Annotated in this window: 15 protein-coding genes; 11 read left to right on the forward strand and 4 right to left on the reverse strand. The window is 76.4% G+C overall.

Annotated features, from left to right (window positions below; all coding sequences use genetic code 11):
- Positions 1 to 98 precede the first annotated feature (98 nt).
- From moeZ to ACJTNH_RS03945, 6 genes are all read left to right on the forward strand, one after another.
- Entirely contained in the window at positions 99 to 1,259 is a 1,161-nt protein-coding gene (gene moeZ, locus ACJTNH_RS03920) for an adenylyltransferase/sulfurtransferase MoeZ (RefSeq protein WP_458172966.1), read from the forward strand.
- A gap of 265 nt (positions 1,260 to 1,524) precedes the next feature.
- Positions 1,525 to 2,112: a TIGR03086 family metal-binding protein gene (locus ACJTNH_RS03925; protein ID WP_458172967.1), complete on the forward strand. Its 588-nt coding sequence runs from the start codon at positions 1,525 to 1,527 to the stop codon at positions 2,110 to 2,112.
- Positions 2,113 to 2,208: 96 nt separating this feature from the next.
- Positions 2,209 to 3,273, forward strand: coding sequence for a hypothetical protein (locus ACJTNH_RS03930; protein WP_458172968.1), 1,065 nt, complete (start codon positions 2,209 to 2,211; stop codon positions 3,271 to 3,273).
- Positions 3,274 to 3,296: 23 nt separating this feature from the next.
- Positions 3,297 to 3,602 (forward strand): MGMT family protein, encoded by a 306-nt coding sequence (locus ACJTNH_RS03935; protein ID WP_458172969.1) that lies wholly within the window; start codon positions 3,297 to 3,299, stop codon positions 3,600 to 3,602.
- A 53-nt stretch (positions 3,603 to 3,655) separates the two neighbouring features.
- Positions 3,656 to 6,883: an ATP-dependent helicase gene (locus ACJTNH_RS03940; RefSeq protein ID WP_458172970.1), complete on the forward strand. Its 3,228-nt coding sequence runs from the start codon at positions 3,656 to 3,658 to the stop codon at positions 6,881 to 6,883.
- A gap of 116 nt (positions 6,884 to 6,999) precedes the next feature.
- Entirely contained in the window at positions 7,000 to 10,281 is a 3,282-nt protein-coding gene (locus ACJTNH_RS03945) for an ATP-dependent helicase (RefSeq protein ID WP_458172971.1), read from the forward strand.
- 197 nt (positions 10,282 to 10,478) lie between these two features.
- Here ACJTNH_RS03945 and ACJTNH_RS03950 read toward each other — a convergent pair whose 3' ends face one another.
- A complete protein-coding gene (locus tag ACJTNH_RS03950) occupies positions 10,479 to 11,360 on the reverse strand; it encodes an alpha/beta fold hydrolase (RefSeq protein WP_458172972.1) in 882 nt (293 codons plus the stop codon).
- Between the two features lie 61 nt (positions 11,361 to 11,421).
- Between ACJTNH_RS03950 and ACJTNH_RS03955 the strand changes: the two genes are divergently transcribed.
- From ACJTNH_RS03955 to nudC, 5 genes are all read left to right on the forward strand, one after another.
- Positions 11,422 to 12,843 (forward strand): M20/M25/M40 family metallo-hydrolase, encoded by a 1,422-nt coding sequence (locus tag ACJTNH_RS03955; RefSeq protein ID WP_458172973.1) that lies wholly within the window; start codon positions 11,422 to 11,424, stop codon positions 12,841 to 12,843.
- Positions 12,844 to 12,862: 19 nt separating this feature from the next.
- Positions 12,863 to 13,780, forward strand: a complete 918-nt coding sequence (locus ACJTNH_RS03960; protein WP_458172974.1) for a DUF2510 domain-containing protein — start codon at positions 12,863 to 12,865, stop codon at positions 13,778 to 13,780.
- A 279-nt stretch (positions 13,781 to 14,059) separates the two neighbouring features.
- Positions 14,060 to 15,370, forward strand: a complete 1,311-nt coding sequence (locus tag ACJTNH_RS03965; RefSeq protein ID WP_458172975.1) for a M16 family metallopeptidase — start codon at positions 14,060 to 14,062, stop codon at positions 15,368 to 15,370.
- Positions 15,367 to 16,737: a M16 family metallopeptidase gene (locus ACJTNH_RS03970; RefSeq protein WP_458172976.1), complete on the forward strand. Its 1,371-nt coding sequence runs from the start codon at positions 15,367 to 15,369 to the stop codon at positions 16,735 to 16,737. The genes ACJTNH_RS03965 and ACJTNH_RS03970 overlap by 4 nt, the downstream gene beginning before the upstream one ends.
- Complete coding sequence (nudC, locus tag ACJTNH_RS03975) at positions 16,734 to 17,699, forward strand: NAD(+) diphosphatase (protein WP_458172977.1); 966 nt, start codon at positions 16,734 to 16,736, stop codon at positions 17,697 to 17,699. The genes ACJTNH_RS03970 and nudC overlap by 4 nt, the downstream gene beginning before the upstream one ends.
- 7 nt (positions 17,700 to 17,706) lie before the next feature.
- Here the strand turns inward: nudC and ACJTNH_RS03980 are convergent, their stop codons facing one another.
- From ACJTNH_RS03980 to ACJTNH_RS03990, 3 genes are all read right to left on the reverse strand, one after another.
- Entirely contained in the window at positions 17,707 to 18,270 is a 564-nt protein-coding gene (locus ACJTNH_RS03980; RefSeq protein ID WP_458172978.1) for a uridine kinase, read from the reverse strand.
- 101 nt (positions 18,271 to 18,371) lie between these two features.
- Positions 18,372 to 19,061: an ANTAR domain-containing protein gene (locus ACJTNH_RS03985; protein WP_458172979.1), complete on the reverse strand. Its 690-nt coding sequence runs from the start codon at positions 19,059 to 19,061 to the stop codon at positions 18,372 to 18,374.
- Positions 19,062 to 19,156: 95 nt separating this feature from the next.
- Positions 19,157 to 19,420, reverse strand: a complete 264-nt coding sequence (locus ACJTNH_RS03990) for a mycoredoxin (protein ID WP_458172980.1) — start codon at positions 19,418 to 19,420, stop codon at positions 19,157 to 19,159.
- Positions 19,421 to 19,514: the final 94 nt, after the last annotated feature.

Consider the following 19,514-nt stretch of genomic DNA (forward strand, 5'->3'; position numbering starts at 1 on the left):
GACGGGGATTACCGGCCCGTGTCAGGCTGTTGCGCAGTCCAGGACGCCGGCTCGGGCCGGGTCAGCCCTGACGTACACAGCCGTGTGAGGAGCCCCCCGTGCAGTTGCCACCCCTGGTGGAACCCGCCGCCGACCTGTCGATCGACGAGGTCCGCCGCTACAGCCGCCACCTGATCATCCCCGACGTCGGGATGGACGGGCAGAAGCGCCTGAAGAACGCCAAGGTGCTCGCCGTCGGCGCCGGTGGGCTCGGCTCACCGGTGCTCATGTACCTGGCCGCGGCCGGTGTGGGCACCCTGGGCATCGTCGAGTTCGACACCGTCGACGAGTCCAACCTGCAGCGCCAGATCATCCACGGGCAGTCCGACGTGGGCCGGTCCAAGGCCGAGAGCGCGCGGGACTCGATCAAGGAGATCAACCCCCACGTCGACGTCCGGCTGCACGAGACCCGGCTGGACAGCGACAACGTGCTGGACATCTTCGGCGAGTACGACCTCATCGTCGACGGCACCGACAACTTCGCCACCCGTTACCTGGTCAACGACGCCTGCGTGCTGCTGGACAAGCCGTACGTGTGGGGCTCGATCTACCGGTTCGACGGCCAGGTGTCGGTCTTCTGGAACGAGCACGGGCCCAACTACCGCGACCTCTACCCGGTGCCGCCGCCGCCGGGCATGGTGCCCTCCTGCGCCGAGGGCGGCGTCCTGGGCGTGCTGTGCGCGACCATCGGCGCCATCCAGGCCACCGAGGCCGTCAAGCTCATCACCGGCATCGGCGAGACGCTGCTGGGCCGGCTGATGGTCTACGACGCCCTGGAGATGACCTTCCGCGAGATCAAGGTCCGCAAGGACCCGGAGGGCGAGCCGATCACCGGCCTCATCGACTACGAGGCGTTCTGCGGTGTCGTCTCCGAGGAGGCCCAGCTGGCCGCCGCCGGCTCGACGATCACCGTCGACGAGCTCAAGGACATGATGGACGCCCGCAAGGACTTCGAGCTGATCGACGTCCGGGAGCCCAACGAGTACGAGATCGTCTCCATCCCGGGCGCGACGCTGATCCCCAAGGACGAGATCCTCTCCGGCCGGGCGCTGGCGCAGCTGCCCAACGACAAGCCCATCGTGCTGCACTGCAAGACCGGTGTGCGTTCGGCCGAGGCGCTGGCCGCGGTGAAGAACGCCGGCTTCAAGGACGCCGTGCACGTGCAGGGCGGCGTCACCGCGTGGGCGACCCGCATCGACAAGGCGCTGCCCACCTACTGAGGAAGGACCTCGTCCCTCCCCACGACGCGCTCCGCGCGCCGCGGGGCCCTGGGACGAGGCCGTCCCAGCACGTCACCCGGGGGGGGGGGGGGGGGGGGGGGGGGGGCGGGGGGGGGGGGGGGGGGGGGGGTGGGGGGTCTGGCTCTGGCCGGGCACGACCCCCACCGGGCGCCGGGGGGCCGTGGCACGCGGCAGTCCCAGCCCGCCCCCGGGGCCCGGGCCCGCCGAGCGGCGCCCCGGGCCCCTGCTGCGTTCTACTCATGGCATGCCACAGCCCAGTCACGCCGACCTGCTGCTGCTGTTCCAGCGGGCGCAGGCCCAGTTCACCGACCGGGTCGACGCCGTCGAGCCGGGGGAGTGGGACGCCCCGGCGCTGCCCGAGTGGAGCGTCGCCGACCTGGTCGCGCACCTGACCGGTGAACAGCTGTGGGTCGCGCCGCTGCTGGCCGGCGAGCCGGTGGACGGCATCGCCGCGCGCATCCCCACCGACCCGGACGAGCTGCTGGGCGGTGACCCGCTGCTGGCCTGGGAGACCGCTGCCGACGAGGCGCTCACCGCCTGGGCGGGGCTCTCCTCGCCGGACCGCACGGTGCAGCTCTCGTCCGGGCCCGCGCGTGCCGCTGAGTACCTGACCGAGATGACCGCGGACCTGACCGTGCACGCCTGGGACCTCGCCCGAGCCGTGGACGGCGACACCCACCTGGACCCGGAACTGGTCGCCGCCGCCTTCCGGTACGCGGAGTCCCACCTCAGCGAGGACGGCGTCCCGGGGCTGTTCGACGCTCCGCTGGACGTGCCGCCCGGCGCCGACCTGCAGACCAGGCTGCTGGCCCGGTTCGGTCGCCGCGGCTGAACCCGCCGTCCACGCACCCGTCACGCGGGGAGCGGCCCTCCGTCGACCGGTGACCCCTAGGCTCCGTCCCCGGACAGTCGAGTCGGAGGTCGCACGATGAGCCAGCCCCCGCAGGGGAACCCGCCGCACGGACCGGACGGGCAGCCCGGTGCGCAGCCCGATCCCGGGCACTGGGGGCAGGTCCCGCCACAGCAGCCCGGTGGCGCCTGGGGGCAGCCCGGCGGGCCGGGTGGCTGGGCGCCGCCGGCCGGTCAGCCGGCCGGTCCAGGCGGCTGGGGGCAGCCGCCGGCCGGTCAGCCGGGTGGTTGGGGGCAGCCGCCGGCCGGTCAGCCGGGTGGCTGGGGGCAGCAGCCCGGTCAGCCGCCGGCGTCCGGCGGGTGGACGCCGCAGCCCGGCCAGCCCGGCTGGGGCGGTGCGCCGGGGCAGGCAGGACCCCCGACCCTGGTCGGTGGCTTCGGGGCACCCGGACAGCCGCCGCACCCGGGAGCTCCCGGCTGGGGTGGGCAGAGCGGCCCCGAGGGCGGCGGGAAGCGGACCACCGTCATCACCGCGGTCGCCGCACTCGCCCTCGTCGTGGTGGTGGCGATCGCGCTGGTGCTGACGCTCGGCGGCGACGACGAGGAGACCGCGGCCGGCTCGTCGAGCACCGCGCCGTCCCGTCCCTCGTCCAGCGAGCCGGCACCGTCGTCCTCGGCTGCTCCGGTGCCGCCGGCCGACCCGGCGGCGGAGGACTTCCTGGCCCAGCTGCCCAGCGACTTCGTCGACTGCGTCGAGCAGCCGCTGGCCGGTGACGGCGACGTGGCCGCCGCGGCGTGCGGGGCGTCGCAGACCCAGCCGGGCGCCGCGGAGGCGGTCTTCCACCGCTACCCGGACGTGGCGACGCTGGACGCGGTCTTCCAGGCCGACACCGGCGGCGCCGGGCTGACCGCGCTCACCGGCGAAGACGACTGCTCGACCTCCATCGGCTACGGCGAGTGGACCATCGACGGGGCGACCGGTGGGCTGGTGGCCTGCACGATCGTCGGCGACGGGACCGTGCAGATCGCCTGGACCGACGACGAGTACCTGACCGAGGGCCTGGTCAGCGCACCCGGCTCGACCCAGGACGACGTCAGCGCCCTCTACGCGTGGTGGACCGAGAACAGCTTCTTCCAGGGCTGACCGTCGTCGAGCAGGAGCGCGGGATGACCGGTGCACCCGACCCGGCGGACGTCGACGAGGCCGTCTACGACGTGGTGGAGGCGATCCCGCCCGGGCGGGTCAGCACCTACGGGGCGATCGGCCGGCTGGTCGGGGTCGGGCCACGGCGGGTGGCCCGCGCCCTCTCCGGCGGCGGCGCGGCCGTGCCGTGGCACCGCGTGGTGCGGGCCGACGGCACCGCCGCCGAGCCGGTGCGGGTGCGCCAGCTGGAGCTGCTGGCCGGGGAGGGCGTGCCGCTGCGCGGCTCCCGGGTGGACCTCGCGGCGGTGGGCTGGCCCGACGAGGACTGAGGGTCCGGGCCGGTGCGATCGGGACTGTCGTCCCCCCGTGGTCTCATCGAGGGGTGCGGGGGGAGTCGGGCAGCGCAGCGGTCGAGACGGCACCGGTCTACCGGCTGGTGCAGCCGGAGGCCGTGCCGGTGGTGCGGCCCCGGCTCGACCCGACCCAGCAGGCGGTGGTCGACCACCGTGGCGGGCCGCTGCTGGTGCTGGCCGGCCCGGGCACCGGCAAGACCACCACGATCGTCGAGGCGGTCGCCGCCCGGATCGACGCCGGTGCCGACCCCGAGCGGCTGCTGGTGCTCACCTTCAGCCGCAAGGCCGCTGCCGAGCTGCGCACCCGGATCACCGCCCGGGTCGGCCGCACCATCCGCGAGCCGGTCGCCCGCACCTTCCACTCCTACGCCTTCGGCGTGCTGCGCCGGGCAGCGGTGCTGCGCGGTGAGCCGGCGCCGCGGTTGCTCACCTCGGCCGAGCAGGACGCGGTGGTGGCCGAGCTGCTGCGCGGCGACGCGGACGAGGAGGGCGCCGTCCGCTGGCCCGCCGACCTCACCGCCGCCCTGGGCACCGAGGGCTTCCGCGGCGAGCTGCGCGACCTGCTGCTGCGCGCCACCGAGCGGGGCATCGACAGCCGCCGGCTGGCCGCCTGGGGCAAGGAGCGCGGGCTGCCGCACTGGGAGGCGGCGGCGGACTTCCTGCGGCAGTACCAGGACGTCTCCTGGTTCCAGACGATCGCCCGCGGTGGCGCCTCCGGCTACGACCCCGCCGAGCTCGTGCGCACCGCCATCGACGAGCTCCGGGACGACGACGAGCTGCTGCGCACCGAGCGGGAGCGGGCCGGCTGGCTGTTCGTCGACGAGTACCAGGACACCGACCCCGCGCAGGTCGAGCTGGTCGAGCTGCTGGCCGGGGGTGGCGGCGACCTCGTGGCGGTCGGTGACCCCGACCAGGCGATCTACGCCTTCCGGGGCGCCGAACCCCGCGGGATCATCGACTTCCCGACCCGGTTCCGGCAGCGCGACGGCCGACCGGCGCCCCGGCTGTCGCTGGGGGTGTGCCGCCGCTCGGGTGCGGAGCTGCTGACCGTCAGCCGCCGGGTCGCCGAGGGCCTGCCCGGGCCGTGGGAGCACCGCCGGCTGGTGCCCGGCGAGGGCATCGACCCGGGTGCGGCCGAGGTGCACGTCTTCGACTCCCCGGCGGTGGAGGCGGCCTTCCTCGCCGACACGATGCGCCGGGCGCACCTGCTCGAGGGCATCCCGTGGTCGCAGATGGCCGTGGTCGTGCGATCGGCCGCGGCGAGCCTCGGCCCGGTGCGGCGGGCGCTCACCCAGGCCGGGGTGCCGGTCGCGGTCTCCGCCGACGACGTCGCGCTGGCCGCCCAGCCGGCCGTCCAGCCGCTGCTGGCCGCGCTCACCGCACTGCTGCCGCCGGCCGCCGGCGCCGCCGCCGGCGAGAGGAGCGAGGCCGGTCTCGACGAAGCGGGTGCCGAGGCGCTGCTCGCCTCCCCCCTGGGCAACGCGACCGTGCTCGACCTGCGCCGGCTGCGGCGGGCCGCGCGGCGGGCGATGGCCGAACGGGGCGAGGACGCCGCGGTGCGGGGCGCCCCGCTGGCCACCCTGCTCGCCGACCGCACCCTGCTGGACGCGGTGCCCGAGCACGTCGCCCGCCCGGCGCTGCGGGTGTCCGCGGTGCTGGCCGCCGGCCGGCTGGCGCTGGCCACCGACGGCACCGCGGAGGACGTGCTGTGGGCGATGTGGCAGGCCAGCGGGCTGGCGAACCGCTGGGCGCGGGCGAGTGCGGCCGGCGGGCCCACCGGCGCGGTCGCCGACCGCGACCTCGACGCCGTCGTCTCGCTGTTCGACGCCGCCGCCGGGTTCGTCGACCGGCTCCCGCACGCCGGCGTCGCCGCGTTCGTGCAGCACCTGGGCGCGCAGCAGCTGCCCGGTGACAGCGGTGCGGCCCGCGCGCAGGTGGGCGAGACGGTGCGGCTGCTGACCGCGCACGCGAGCAAGGGCCTGGAGTGGGACCTGGTCTGCGTCGCCGGCGTGCAGGAGGGCGTGTGGCCCGACCTGCGCAGCCGGGCCAGCCTGCTCGGCGCCGAGGACCTCGTCGACGCCGCCGGCGGCACCGACCCGGCGACGTTGGACCGGCGCACCCACGCGCTGGCCGAGGAGCGGCGGCTGTTCTACGTGGCCTGCACCCGGGCCCGCCGCCGGCTGCTGGTCACCGCCGTCGACGGTGCGCTGGACGGCGGGGACGCCGGCGCCACCGCCTCCCGCTTCCTCGACCTGGTCGCCGCACCGCCGGCCGACGGGAACGGCGTCCGGCCGCACACCCCGTTGCCCCGCCAGCTGACCCTCCCCGCCCTGGTCGCCGAGCTGCGCCGCCACCTCACCGACCCGCAGACCCCGCCGGCCCGGCGGTCCAGCGCGGCCGCGGTGCTGCGCCGGCTGGCCGAGGAGCGGGTGCCCGGCGCCGACCCGGCCGGCTGGTGGGGGCTGGCGCCGCTCTCCGACGACGCGCCGCTGGTCGACCCGGCCGAGGTGGTGCCGGTGCGTCCCTCGGCGATCGACACCTTCCAGCGGTGCCCGCTGCGCTGGGTGCTCGGCGCGGTCGGGGCGGAGGCGGCTCCCGAGGCCACCCGCACGGTCGGCTCGGCGGTGCACGACGTTGCCCAGCAGGTGGCCGAGGGGCTGCCGCCCGCCGACGCCCCCGCCGTCCTGGACGCCGAGCTCGACGGCCTCGACCTGGGGCCGGGCTGGTTCGACCAGCGGCAGCGTGACCGCGCCCAGGAGATGCTGACCAAGTTCCTCGCCTGGCACGCCCGGGCCGACCGGGAGCTGGTCGCCGCGGAGGAGGACTTCGACGTGACCGTCGGCCGGGCCCGGCTGCGCGGCCAGGTCGACCGGCTGGAGCGCGACGCCGAGGGCCGGCTGGTCGTCGTCGACCTCAAGACCGGCAAGACCGCGCCCCGGGCGGTGGAGGAGCACGGCCAGCTCGCCGCCTACCAGCTCGCGGTCACCGAGGGCGCCTTCGCCGACCACGGGACGGCGACCGGCGGGGCGGCGCTGCTGCAGGTCGGCGGCGCGCAGAAGGCGGCCAAGGAGCACGCGCAGTCGCCGCTGCCGGCCGACGTCGACCCGCGGGAGAGCTGGGCCGGGGAGCTGATCGCCGAGGTGGGGGAGGGGATGGGCGGGGCGTCGTTCGTGGCCCGCACCGACACCGACTGCGAGCGGTGCGCGTTCCGCCGCAGCTGCCCGATGCAGGAGTCCGGCCGGCAGGTGACCCGGTGACGCCTCCTGCCGGCTCTTCCCGGCCCCGTCCCGGGTTCCCTCGCGAGCTCGCGAGCGGAGGGGAGGACGGGGTCCCTGAACAGCTGAGCTTCGACCTGCCCGGGATGGTGCCGATCGTGGCACCCGAGCCGCCGCGGCTGCTCACCCCGGCCGAGGTCGCTGCCCGCTGCGGGTTGTCCTACGCCCCGTCCGAGGAGCAGGCCGGCGTGGTGTCCGCGCCGGTCGACCGGCCGCTGGTCGTCGTCGCCGGCGCCGGGTCGGGCAAGACCGAGACGATGGCCGCGCGGGTCGCCTGGCTGGTCGCCAACCAGCTGGTCGCCCCGGAGGCGGTGCTCGGGCTGACCTTCACCCGCAAGGCCGCCAGCGAGCTGAACGCCCGGGTGCGGCTGCGCCTGGGCGCGCTGGCCGAGCACCCCGACACCGACCCGGCGCTGCGCGAGCGGCTCGCGGTCGCCGCACCCACGGTGGCGACCTACCACGGCTACGCGGCCGGCATCGTCGCCGAGCACGGGCTGCGGATCGGGGTGGAGCCCGGCTCCGGGGTGCTCGGGCCGGCGATGTGCTGGGGGCAGGCGGCCACCGCCGTCGCCGCGCACACCGGCGACATGAGCGACGTGGCCCTGGGCCTGGTCACCACCACCGAGGACGTGCTCCAGCTGGCCGCCGAGCTCGGCGAGCACGACGTCACCCCGGCGGCGCTGCGTGCCTGGACGGCGCGCTTCGAGGCCCAGCTGACCGGCTACCCCGACGCGGGCCGGAAGAAGGGCCCGTACGCCGAGGTGCTCAAGGTGCTGGGCCGGCAGCGGGCCCGGGTCGCCCTGCTGCCGATGGTCGAGGCGTTCGAGGCCCGCAAGCGTGCGGCCGGCGCCATCGACTACGCCGACCAGGTCGCCTACGCGGCCCGGGTGGCGGTCAGCTCCGCCGAGGTCGGGCGGCGGGAGCGGGCCCGCTGGCGGGTCGTGCTGCTCGACGAGTACCAGGACACCAGCGTCGGGCAGCTGCGGATGCTGGAGGCCCTCTTCGGCGGGCCGGGCGGGCACCCGGTGCTCGCCGTCGGCGACCCGCGGCAGTCGATCTACGGCTGGCGCGGCGCATCGGCCGGCACCATCGAGCGCTTCGCCCGCACCTTCCCCGGCACCCCGGAGCGACCGGCGGAGCGGCTGACCCTGTCGACCAGCTGGCGCAACGACCGGGCGGTGCTGGCCGTCGCCAACGCCGTCGCCGCCGCGCTGCCCGAGCCCGAGCAGCCGTTGCCGGACCTGCAGCCCGCGCCGGTCGCCGGCCCCGGTGCGGTGCACGTGGGCCTCTACGACACCGTCGCCGAGGAGACCGAGGCGCTCGCCGACCGGCTCGAGCGCTGCTGGAAGGGCGACGAGGACGCCGCGCCCGGCGCGCCGGCCAAGCGGCCGACGATCGCCGTGCTGGCCCGGCGGCGGGCGCAGCTGCCCGGCATCGCCGCCGCGCTGCGCGCCCGCGGGCTGCCGGTCGAGGTCGTGGGGCTGGGCGGCCTGCTCGACGTGCCCGAGGTCTCCGACGTGGTCGCCACCCTGCGGGTGCTGGTCGACCCGACCGCCGGCGACGCGCTCGGCCGGCTGCTCACCGGCGCCCGCTGGCGGATCGGACCCCGTGACCTCGCCGCCCTGGAGGCCCGGTCGCGGGCGCTGGTCCGCGAGCGGTCCGCCCCCGCACCGGTCGAGGACGCCACCCCACCGGAGCCCGGCGCGCCGGCGGCCCCCACCCCACCCCGGGAGCGCGGCAGCATCGTCGAGGCCCTCGACGACCTCGGCCGGCCCGAGGCCTACTCGGCCGAGGGGCACCAGCGGCTGCGCCGGCTGGGCCGGGAGCTCGCCGCCCTGCGCACCCGGCTCGGTGAGTCGCTGCCCGACCTGGTCGACGAGGTGGTGCGCAGCCTGGGCCTGGAGACCGAGCTGGCCAGCCACCCCGACGTCACCCCGGGCGGCGCCCGCACCCACCTGGACGCGCTGCACGAGGTCGCCGCCCAGTTCAGCGAGCTGGCCGAGCTGCCGTCCCTGCCGGCGTTCCTGGGCTACCTGGCCGACGCCGAGGTGCGCGAGCGCGGCCTGGAACCCGGCGAGGTGGCGGTCAACCCCGAGGCGGTGCAGCTGCTCACCGGGCACTCGGCCAAGGGCCTGGAGTGGGACGTCGTCGCCGTCCCCGGCATGACCGTCGGGCAGTTCCCCGCCAAGGGCGACGCCTCCGACTCCTGGATCCGCGACCCGGGCGCCGTCCCGGTCGACCTGCGCACCACCGACCGGGCCGAGCTGCCGCGGCTGCACCTGCCGGTGCCCGGCTCCGGCGACCAGGCCGCGGTCCGGGACGCGCTGGAGGACTACGTCGCCGAGTGGAAGGACTTCGGCCTGGCCGAGGAGATCCGGCTCGGCTACGTCGCGGTGACCCGGGCCAAGCACCTGCTGCTCTGCTCGGGCAGCTGGTGGCGCGACGGCAAGACGGTCTGCGGGCCGTCGTCCCTGCTGCTGGCGGTCAAGCAGGCCTGCGAGGACGGCGCCGGGGTCGTCGACGCCTGGGCCGACCCGCCCGCCGACGACGCGGAGAACCCCGCGCTGGCCGAGTGGCCGGTCGGTGTCTGGCCGACCGACCCGCTGTCCTCCGGGCGGCGGCGGGCGCTGACCGCCGCCGCCGAGCTGGTCACCGCCAGCCGGCCGCACCCGCTCACCGCCGAGGCGCTGGGCGCCACCGACGACCCGCTGGTCGCCGACTGGCTGCGCGACGCCGACCTGCTGCTGCGCGAGCGGGCCGAGCACTCCCGCGGCACCGTCGACGTCCCACTGCCTGCGCACCTGTCGGTGTCGGCGCTGGTGGCGCTGCGCCGCGACCCCGGTGAGCTGGCCCGCCGGCTTCGCCGTCCGATGCCCGCCGCGCCCGCCCCGCTGGCCCGGCGGGGCACCGCGTTCCACGCCTGGCTGGAGGAACGCTTCGGCGTCTCCCGACTGATCGACCTCGACGAGCTGCCCGGCAGCGGCGACGCCGCGGCTGCTCCCGACGAGGCGCTCACCGCGCTGCAGGCGGCGTTCCTGGCCAGCGAGTGGGCCGACCGCCAGCCGGTCGACGTGGAGGCCCCGTTCGAGACGCCGCTGGGCCCGCTGACCCTGCGCGGCCGGATCGACGCCGTCTACGCCACCCCCGACGGCGGCTACGAGGTGATCGACTGGAAGACCGGCCCGGTGCCGGGCGCGGCCGAGCTGGCCGCGGCGGGGGTGCAGCTGGCCGCCTACCGGCTGGGCTGGTCCCGGCTGACCGGCGTGCCGGTCGAGCGGGTCAGCGCCGGCTTCCACCACGTCGCCGCCGGGGTCACCCTGCGCCCGGTCGACCTCCTCGACGAAGCCGGCCTGCTGGCCTTGGTGACCGGCGCCGACTGACGGCCCGACCGGCGATGTGCGTTGGCGGCGGGTTCCGGGCGGAGAACCCGCCGCCAGTGCACATCACGCGCCGCCGACTGGTCACCCGGCCTGTTCCGCGGAGCCGCCGGTGAGCGGCACCGCGGATGCTGCCTTCTCGGGGTCGACCGCCCGATGGCCACGAGATCGCAGATCTCGGCGACCGGGCGGCGAGGCCGTCAGCTGGGTGGGGCGTGCACTCCGGCACGCGGGTGCAGCTCGGGGCCGCGGGCGACCCGGTCGAGCACGGCCCGCACCACCTGCTCCGGTGCCTGCTCCGGCACCCAGTGGGTGATGCCGGCCAGCTCGACGAAGCGGTAGTCGCCGGTCACCTGGTCCGCGCACGCCTCCGCGGCGGTCCGGCCGACCGCCACGTCGCCGTCGCTCCACACGTAGGTCGTCGGCACCCCGACCGGGTCGAGCGGCGTGGCCGAGCTCATCGCCCGGTACCAGTTCAGCGCCGCGGTCAGCGCGCCGGGCGCGGACAGCTGCTCCACGTAGACGTCCACCGCCTCGGCCGGCACCCCCGGCGCGTCCAGCATCCGCCGCAGCCGCCGGGCGCCGTCGGCCAGCAGCACCTCCTCGGCCTTGCCGGCCTGCCAGAAGAGCTTGATGTAGGCCGAGCGCTCCTTCTGCTCCGGATCCGCCCGGAAGGCCAGCGTGTAGGCGGTCGGGTGCGGCACCGAGACGGCGGTCAGCGTGCGCACCCGGTCGGGGTGCCAGGCGGCCAGGCCCCAGGCGACGTTGGCGCCCCAGTCGTGCCCGACCACGTCGGCGACCGGCACGTCCAGCGCGGTCATCAGGTCGGCCGTCACCTGCACCAGGTTGGTCAGCGCGTAGGCGTCCACCTCACCGGGCCGGGCGCCGGGGGAGTAGCCCAGCTGGTCGGGGGCGTAGGTGCGCAGCCCGGCCTCGGCCAGCAGCGGCGTCACCGCCGACCAGCTCAGCGACGTCTCCGGGAAGCCGTGCAGCAGCAGCACGGGCGGGCCGTCCTCCGGTCCGTCGGTCCGGACGTCGAAGGTCAGGTCGCCGACGTCCACCTGCAGCATCCCCACGGCCATGCAGGCAACCTAGCCCGCGCCCCGCCGGGCCCGCCCAGCAGCGCGAGTTACCGTTCGCACCGTGAGCAGCTCCGCCGAACGCGACTTCGTCACCGCCCACCTCGACGACCTGCACGCCGATCTGGACGCCTGGTTGCGCATCCCGTCGATCTCCGCCGACCCGGCGCACGCCGCCGACGTCCGGGCCAGCGCCGAGTGGCTGGCCGAGGCGCTGCGCCGCACCGGCTTCCCGACCGTGGAGATCTGGGAGACCGAGGGCGCCCCGGCGGTCTTCGCCGAGTGGCCGTCGGCCGACGCCGACGCCCCGGTGGCGCTGGTCTACGGGCACCACGACGTCCAGCCGGTCGACCCGCTGGAGCTGTGGGAGCACCCGCCGTTCGAGCCCACCCGGGTCGAGACCCCCGACGGCCCCGAGCTGCACGCCCGCGGCGCCATCGACGACAAGGGCAACGTCGCCTTCCACCTGCTCGGCATGCGCGCCCACCTGGCCGCCACCGGCCGCGACACCCCCGCCGTCACGGTCAAGATGGTCATCGAGGGCGAGGAGGAGTCCGGCTCGCCGTTCTTCGCCGAGCTGCTGCGCCAGCACCGCGACCGGCTCGACTGCGACGTCGTCGTGGTCAGCGACACCGGCATGGCCGCCCCCGACCTGCCCAGCGCGGTGACGAGCATGCGCGGCCTCGCCGACGCGGAGATCACCCTGCGCGGCCCGGCGGTCGACCTGCACTCCGGCTCCTTCGGCGGCGCCGTCCCCAACCCGCTGCACGCCCTCGCCGAGCTGGTCGCGTCCCTGCACGACGCCGACGGCAAGGTCACCCTGCCCGGCTTCTACGACGCGGTCCGTCCGCTGTCGGATCGCGAGCGCGACCTGATGGGCCGCATCCCGTTCGACGAGGCCGCGTGGCTCGCCGGCCCGGCCGCGTCCCGCACCACCGCCGGTGAGGCCGGGTTCTCCACCCAGGAGCGGATCGGGGCCCGCCCGACCGCCGAGGTCAACGGCATGTGGGGCGGCTACCAGGGCCCCGGCCACAAGACGATCATCCCGGCCGAGGCGCACGCCAAGATCACCTTCCGGCTGGTCGCCGACCAGCGGCCGGAGGAGATCGGCCCGATGGTGCAGGCCTGGGTCGAGACCAACCTGCCCGCGGGCATCGAGGCCGACGTGCACGTGCCCGCCGGTGGTGTCGCCCCGTGCGCCAGCGACCTGGACTCCCCGTACATGGACGCGTTGCTCGCCGCCATCGCCCAGGCCTGGGACAGCCAGGCCGACCAGGTGCTGTTCATGAAGGAGGGCGGCAGCGGACCCGAGGCCGACCTCGCCGAGCAGCTCGGCGCGCCGCTGGTCTTCCTCGGTGCCGGCCTGCCCACCGACCGCATCCACTCCCCGAACGAGCGGGTGCTGCTGCCGATGCTCCACCGGGGCGCCGAGGCCACCGCGCACCTGTGGCGTGAGCTGGCCGCCGTCCGCCGCACCGCCGGCTGAGCCGGCCCGGGTCGACGACATGAGCGGACCGGGCTGGGGGACGCCGGGGGAGCAGGCCATGCCGGCGCCCGGCTGGTACCCCGACCCCGACGGGGCCCCCGGCCTGGTCCGCTGGTGGAACGGGCAGGTCTGGTCCGACGTCACCACCCCGGCCGGGCCGGGCGTGTCGGTCGGCCGGTCCTTCGAGCCGTCGGCCACCCCGCGGACGTCGACGGCCTGGGACACCTGGGGAGACCCCGCGCCGCGGCGACCCCGCCGGCGCACCGGCCTGCTCCTCGGGCTGGGGGCCCTGGCCGTCATCGCCGTCCTCGCCCTGGTCGCCGTGCTGACCGGCGGGGACGACGCGGCGACGACGGCGGCGGAGGACGACGACCCGCCGATCGCGGCGCCCGCGCAACCGCGGAGCACCTTCCCGCCGGGCACCGTGCGGATCATCGACGAGGCCGCCGGCATCTCCTACCCCTTCCTCGGCGACGGCTGGTTCGAGTGGGACCGCGGCGTCCAGTGGGAGACCACCGAGACCGCCGGGCAGTACTTCGTCACCCAGGAGGACCTGCCCGGCGCCGTCGACGTCTTCATCGCCCAGTGCACCTCCGGCCCGCTGGTCGAGGGCTACGGCTGGGGCGGTGCGGGCACCCTCGAGGGGACGACGCAGGCGCTGGCCGACTCCGTGCGGCAGCTCTACTACCCGCAGCCCAACGAGCGCACGGTGCGCCGCGACGAGCCGCTGACCGTCGACGGGGCCGCGGCGTGGGTCTACGAGTTCGACCTCACCTGGGACGCCGCCGGCTACGACGCGACCGGCGAACGGGCCGCGCTGCTGCTCATCGACGTCGGCCGGCCGGCGCCGGCGCTGCTCTACCTGTCCATCCCGAACACCCACGCCGAGCTGTACGGCGTCATCGAGCGCGTGCTGGCCGACGTCGACGTGCTGTGACATGGCGATCCTCCGGATCGCACCGCGGCCACCTGCCGTGCCCCGGTCGCGCTGAGCCGTTCCTGGGCCTCCTGCGCGAAGCCCTCCGGGCCCCACTCGTCGACCCGACCTCGCTGTCGCTCGGGAGGTCCTAGCGCGACGGCTGCCCGCTCACCGTCCCCCGCGCGCACCCTGCGGGCGTCACTCGCCGTCCGGACCCTGCCTGTGCTCGGGAGGTCGGTCGCTCCTCCGGGGGAACCGCTCCGCGGCGTGTCGTGGGGCGCGGTTAGGGTCGGTCGCGTGACAGCAGCTCAGGGTGACCTGGTCCTGCGGCACCCGGTGGAGCGGTTCACGCTCGACAACGGGTTGCGCGTGGTCCTGGCGCCCGACCGGAGTGTCCCCGTCGTCGCCGTCAGCGTCTTCTACGACGTCGGCATGCGCTCCGAGCCGCCGGGCCGCACCGGCTTCGCGCACCTCTTCGAGCACATGATGTTCCAGGGGTCGGCGAACGTCCCGAAGATGGAGCACGCCCGCCTCGTGCAGGCCGCCGGCGGCACCTTCAACGGGTCGACCCACCAGGACTACACGAACTACTTCCAGGCGCTGCCCGCCGAGGCGCTGGAGCGCGCGATCTTCCTCGAGGCCGACCGGATGGCCGCACCGGCGATCACCGAGGAGAACCTCCGCAACCAGATCGACGTGGTGAAGGAGGAGATCCGGGTCAACGTGCTCAACCGGCCCTACGGCGCCTTCCCGTGGCTGCAGCTCCCGCCGATCGCCTTCGAGAGCTTCGCCAACACCCACGACGGCTACGGCTCCTTCGTCGACCTGGAGTCCTCCACCGTCGAGGACGCCACCGACTTCTTCTCCCGCTACTACGCCCCGGCCAACGCGGTGCTCTGCATCGGCGGTGACCTGGACGTCGCCGAGACCGAGACGCTGGTGCGGCGCTGGTTCGACCAGGTGCCGGCCCGCCCGGCCCCGCCCGCCCCCGCCGTCGGCGAGCCCTCGCCCACCACGGTGCGTCGCGGCGTGGTCGAGGACCGGCTGGCCCCGGCCCCCGCCGTCGCGATCGGCTGGCGGGTGCCCGACCCGGTCGGCGACCTGGACACCTACCTGGGCACCGTGCTCCTGGCCGAGCTGCTCAGCGAGGGTGACGCCTCCCGGCTCGAGCGCCGGCTGCTGCACACCGACCGGCTGGCCGTGGCGCAGAGCAGCTACCTCGGCCTGTTCGGCGACCCCTTCGACGTCCGGGACGCCACGCTGCTGGTCAGCCAGGTGCACCACCCGGCCGACGTGCCGGTCGACCAGGTGCTGGCCGCGGTGCACGAGGAGGTCGACAAGGTCGCCACCGACGGCGTCCCCGCCGAGGAACTGGCCCGGGTCACCGCACGCACCGAGGCGCAGCTGCTGCAGCAGGCCGACTCCGTGCTCGGCCGCACCCTGGGCTTCGCCTCCGCCGAGCTGATCCACGGCCGGGCCGAGCTGGCCGGCGAGCTCGCCGCCCGGCTGGCCGCGGTCACCCCCGAGCAGGTGCAGACGGCGGCCCGCGGGCTCTCGCCGGACACCGCCGCCATCCTCGAACTGCGCGCGACCGGAGCTGCCCGATGAGTGCCCCCGTGCTCGACCTCTCCCTGGTCCCGCCGCTGGGCGAGCCGCGGCCGATGCCCGTCCCGGAGGTGCACCAGACGACGCTGCCCAACGGGCTGCGCCTGGTGGTGGTGCCCCGTCCCGGGGTGCCGTTGGTGGAGTTGCGGCTGCGGGTGCCCTTCGCCGCGGCCACCCCGCGGCAGGCCGCCGTGCACGCCGCGCGGACCAGCGTGCTGACCGGCGGTCTGCTGCTGGGCACCGCCGGGCGCGACCAGCTGGAGATCGCGCAGCTGCTGCAGACCCACGGCGGCGAGCTGTCGGTCTCCGCCGACGCCGACCGGATGCTGCTGTCCACCACGCTGCTGCCCGGCGGTCTCGCCCCCGTGCTCGACCTCGTCGCCGAGCTGCTCACCGCGGCGACCTACCCGGCCGGGCCGGTGGACGCCGAGCGGGCGCGGGTGGTCGAGCGGATCGGCATCGCCCGGTCCCAGCCCGGCGTGATCGCCCGGTCGGCGCTGGCCGCCCGCCGCTTCGGTGCGCACCCCTACGCCCAGCAGCTCCCCGCCGCCGAGCTGGTCGCCGCGGTCACCCCGGCTGCTCTCCGCAAGCTGCACCGCGACCGGGTGCTGCCCGCCGGCAGCACGCTGGTGCTGGTCGGCGACGTCGACCCGGCCGCCGCGACCGACGTGGTCGGCGCCGCACTGGCCGGCTGGGTCGCGGAGGGCAAGGCGGTCAGCGCCGCGCCGGTGCCGACCCTGGTGCCCGGCCCGCTGGAACTGGTGCACCGGGCCGGCGCGGTGCAGTCCAACGTGCGGCTCGGCGGCCCGGCGCCCGGGCGCACCGACCCCCAGCTGCCGGCGTTGCGGCTGGCCAGCATGGTCTTCGGTGGCTACTTCTCCTCCCGGCTGGTGGAGAACATCCGCGAGCGCCGCGGTTACACCTACAGCCCGCGCAGCTCGGTCGAGCACCTGATGGCCGGCTCCTCGTTCACCGTCGAGGCCGACGTCGCCACCGGCGTGACCGGGCCGGCGCTGCTGGAGACGGTGTACGAGCTCGGCCGGATGGCGCTCACCCCGGTGACCGAGGCCGAGCTCGACTCGGCCCGGCGCTACCTGCTGGGCACCATGGCCCTCGGGACGTCGACGCACGCCGGCCTGGCCAGCACCCTCTCCGCGCTGTTCGGCGCCGGGCTGCAGGCCGACTGGCTCGCCGACCACCAGCGCGCCCTGGCCACCGTGACCGTCGACGAGGTCACCGAGGCGTCGCGCCGCTGGCTGGCGCCCTCCGGGCTCACCGCGGTCGTCGTCGGCGACGCCGAGGAGGTCGCCGACCAGCTCCGGGTGCTCGGGCCGGTCGAGGTCACCGCGTCCGCCGCCGAGCAGGCGTGACCGTCCCGCCCGGCGGCAGCACCCCGGCCGACAACCCGCCGCCCCCCGCCCGGGGCGACTGGCCCGAGGACCGGCAGGCCGGTGCCGTCACCGACGTCCCGCTGCTGTCGCGCACCGCACACGACCGCGGGCACCTGGCCCGTTCGCTGCCCGACCCGGCGCAGGGCCGGCCGGTGCGGGTGCTGCTGGTCGACGAGCGGCGCACCGTGCCGGTGCACGAGGCGCCCGACGGTCCGCGGCTGCAGTACGACGAGCAGCCGTCGTTCCCCGACGGCGGCATCTACCTCGGCGAGGCCGACGGCGTGCCCTACGCCGCGCTGCGCGCCCCGCGGACGCTCACCGTGGGCGGCCGGCCGGTCGACACCTGGGCCGGCCTGCGCGAGCTGGGCGCCGACCTCGACGACCTGGACGCCGGGCTGCTGGTGCAGGCCGTCGGCATCATCGAGTGGCACGAGCGCAACCGGTTCTCCCCGATCACCGGCGCGGCCACCACGATGGCCCGCGCCGGCTGGGTGCAGCACGACCCGGAGAGCGACCGCGAGGTCTTCCCGCGCACCGACCCGGCGGTGATCATGCTCGTGCACGACGGCGGCGACCGCTGCGTGCTCGGGCGGCAGGCGGTGTGGCCGGCAGGCCGGTTCTCCATCCTGGCCGGCTTCGTCGAGCCGGGAGAGTCCGCGGAGGCGGCGGTGGCCCGCGAGGTCGCCGAGGAGGTCGGCCTCCCGGTGACCGACGTCCGGTACGTCTCCAGCCAGCCGTGGCCGTTCCCGCAGTCGCTGATGCTCGGCTTCGTGGCCCGGGCGACCAGCGAGGAGCTCCGGATCGACCACGACGAGATCGAGGAGGCCCGCTGGTTCACCCGGGACGAGCTGCGCTCGGGCACCGGGCCGCAGGCGCTGCCGCCGACGGTCTCCATCGCCCGGCACATCATCGACCGCTGGGTGGCCGGCGAGTTCTCCTGAGCGGCGCTCAGGCCCAGCGGCCCTGCAGCACGAGGGCCGGGCGGTCGGCGTGGTCGGCGAGCACCACCGCGTCGGCCAGGGCGGTCGGGTCGACCTCGTCGTCGTAGCGGTCGAAGGCCGGCAGCTCCCACGCCCGGTCCGCGGGCACCCGGCGCCGGCGCGCAGCCGGGCTCACCCGCAGGTGGACGACGACGTCGAAGGCCAGGCCCAGCCCCTGCAGCAGCGAGCCGGGCACCAGCAGCACCCCACCGGCCGGGGCGGGACGGTGCGGCAGGCGGGCAGCGCGGTCCCGTTCGAGGTCCCACAGCGCCGGCAGGTACTCACCCGTCCCCCGGGGGCCGCAGCGGTCGAGCACCTCGCGGGCGAGCGCGCCGGCGTCCAGCCAGTCGGTGTACCGGGCGTCGGGGTCGGTGCGCCCGTGCTCCAGGCGCAGGGACGCCGGACGGTAGAAGCCCTCGGCCGGGACGACGACCGCCGGGCGGCTCAGCGCGGGCAGCCGCTCGGCCAGCGCCCGTGCCACGGTGAGCGGCCCGGTCGCCCCTGGCGCCCCGGGCAGCTCCGGGCCGTCCACGGCCACCCGCAGCGCGGCGGCTCCGGGTTCGGCCGGGACGGCGGCGATCAGCTCGGCCAGCCGGTCGGCGAGCGCGGCGGGGGAGAGCGGGAGCGGGGAGGTCAGCGGTGCACCTCGGGGGCGGTGTCCTCGCTGGACGGGTGCCGCGGGGCGCGCTGGACCCGGCGGGCCCCGGGTTGGCCGGTGGCCCGGGGGGCGGACGTCGGCTCGTCGGCTGCTCCCGGTGCCGTGCGCCGGTCCGGCAGGGCGGTGGAGCTGCTCAGCCCGTCGAGCACCTCGGCGGCCAGGTCGGCGGCCGGGCGTCCCTGCGACCTGGCCTGTCTGCGCAGCTCCTCGAAGGCCTCACGCGGTGTGCGGCCGTGCCGCTCGGCGAGCACCCCGATGGCGCGCTCGATGGACACCCGGGCGGCGAGCGCGTGCTCGAGCTGGGCCACGGTGCGGCGCAGCGCCGCCAGCTCGGCGTCCCGCGGATCGGGTGCCGGCTCGTCGGGAGCAGCGGGGGTGCCGTTGCGGGCTGCCCGGCGGGCCTGGCGGTCCGGTTCGGGGGTGGCCCCCAGCTCACCGGCCACGAGGTCGGCCAGCGACAACGCCTCGACCAGGGGCAGCGCGCCCCCCTCGGGGAGGCGGCCCGAGGTCTCCTCCGGTCCGACGGCCAGCACCGTCCACCCGCCCGCCGTGCGGGCGACCACGACCGCGCTGTCGCCGGAAGGGCCGCGCAGCACGCCGGTGGGCAACCGGACGACGACCGGCCGGGCGGCCGGGCCGGACTCGTCGTCGTCGGCGGGGCCCATCGCACCCTCCCCGGAGACCGGTGGGGCGTCGCCGGGAGGGTCGCCGCAGCCGCCCGGTGGGCAGGAACCGCCCGCCGGGGGCCGCGGACCCGGGATCACGCGCCCGGGAGCTGCGCGAGCTGGGCCTTGACCTGGTCGATGCTGGGGTTGGTGAGCGCGCTGCCGTCGGCGAAGACCAGCGTGGGCACCGTGCGGTTGCCGCCGTTGGCCTTCATGACCACCTCGGCAGCACCCTCCTCGACCTCGATGTTGACCTCGGCGTAGTCGATGCCGTCACGCTGCATCAGCTTCTTGAGCCGGTTGCAGTAGCCACACCAGTTGGTGGTGTACATCGTCACTGCGGGTGCTGGAGCGCTCATCGGGGGGATCCTCTCTCGTCCGTCCCCGGGTGGGCCACCCGGGGAGGGGCGGCCCGTCGTCCGGGGGTGCCGGAGGGCCAACGCCGTGCCCCTG

The organism is Modestobacter lacusdianchii, assembly GCF_054177765.1.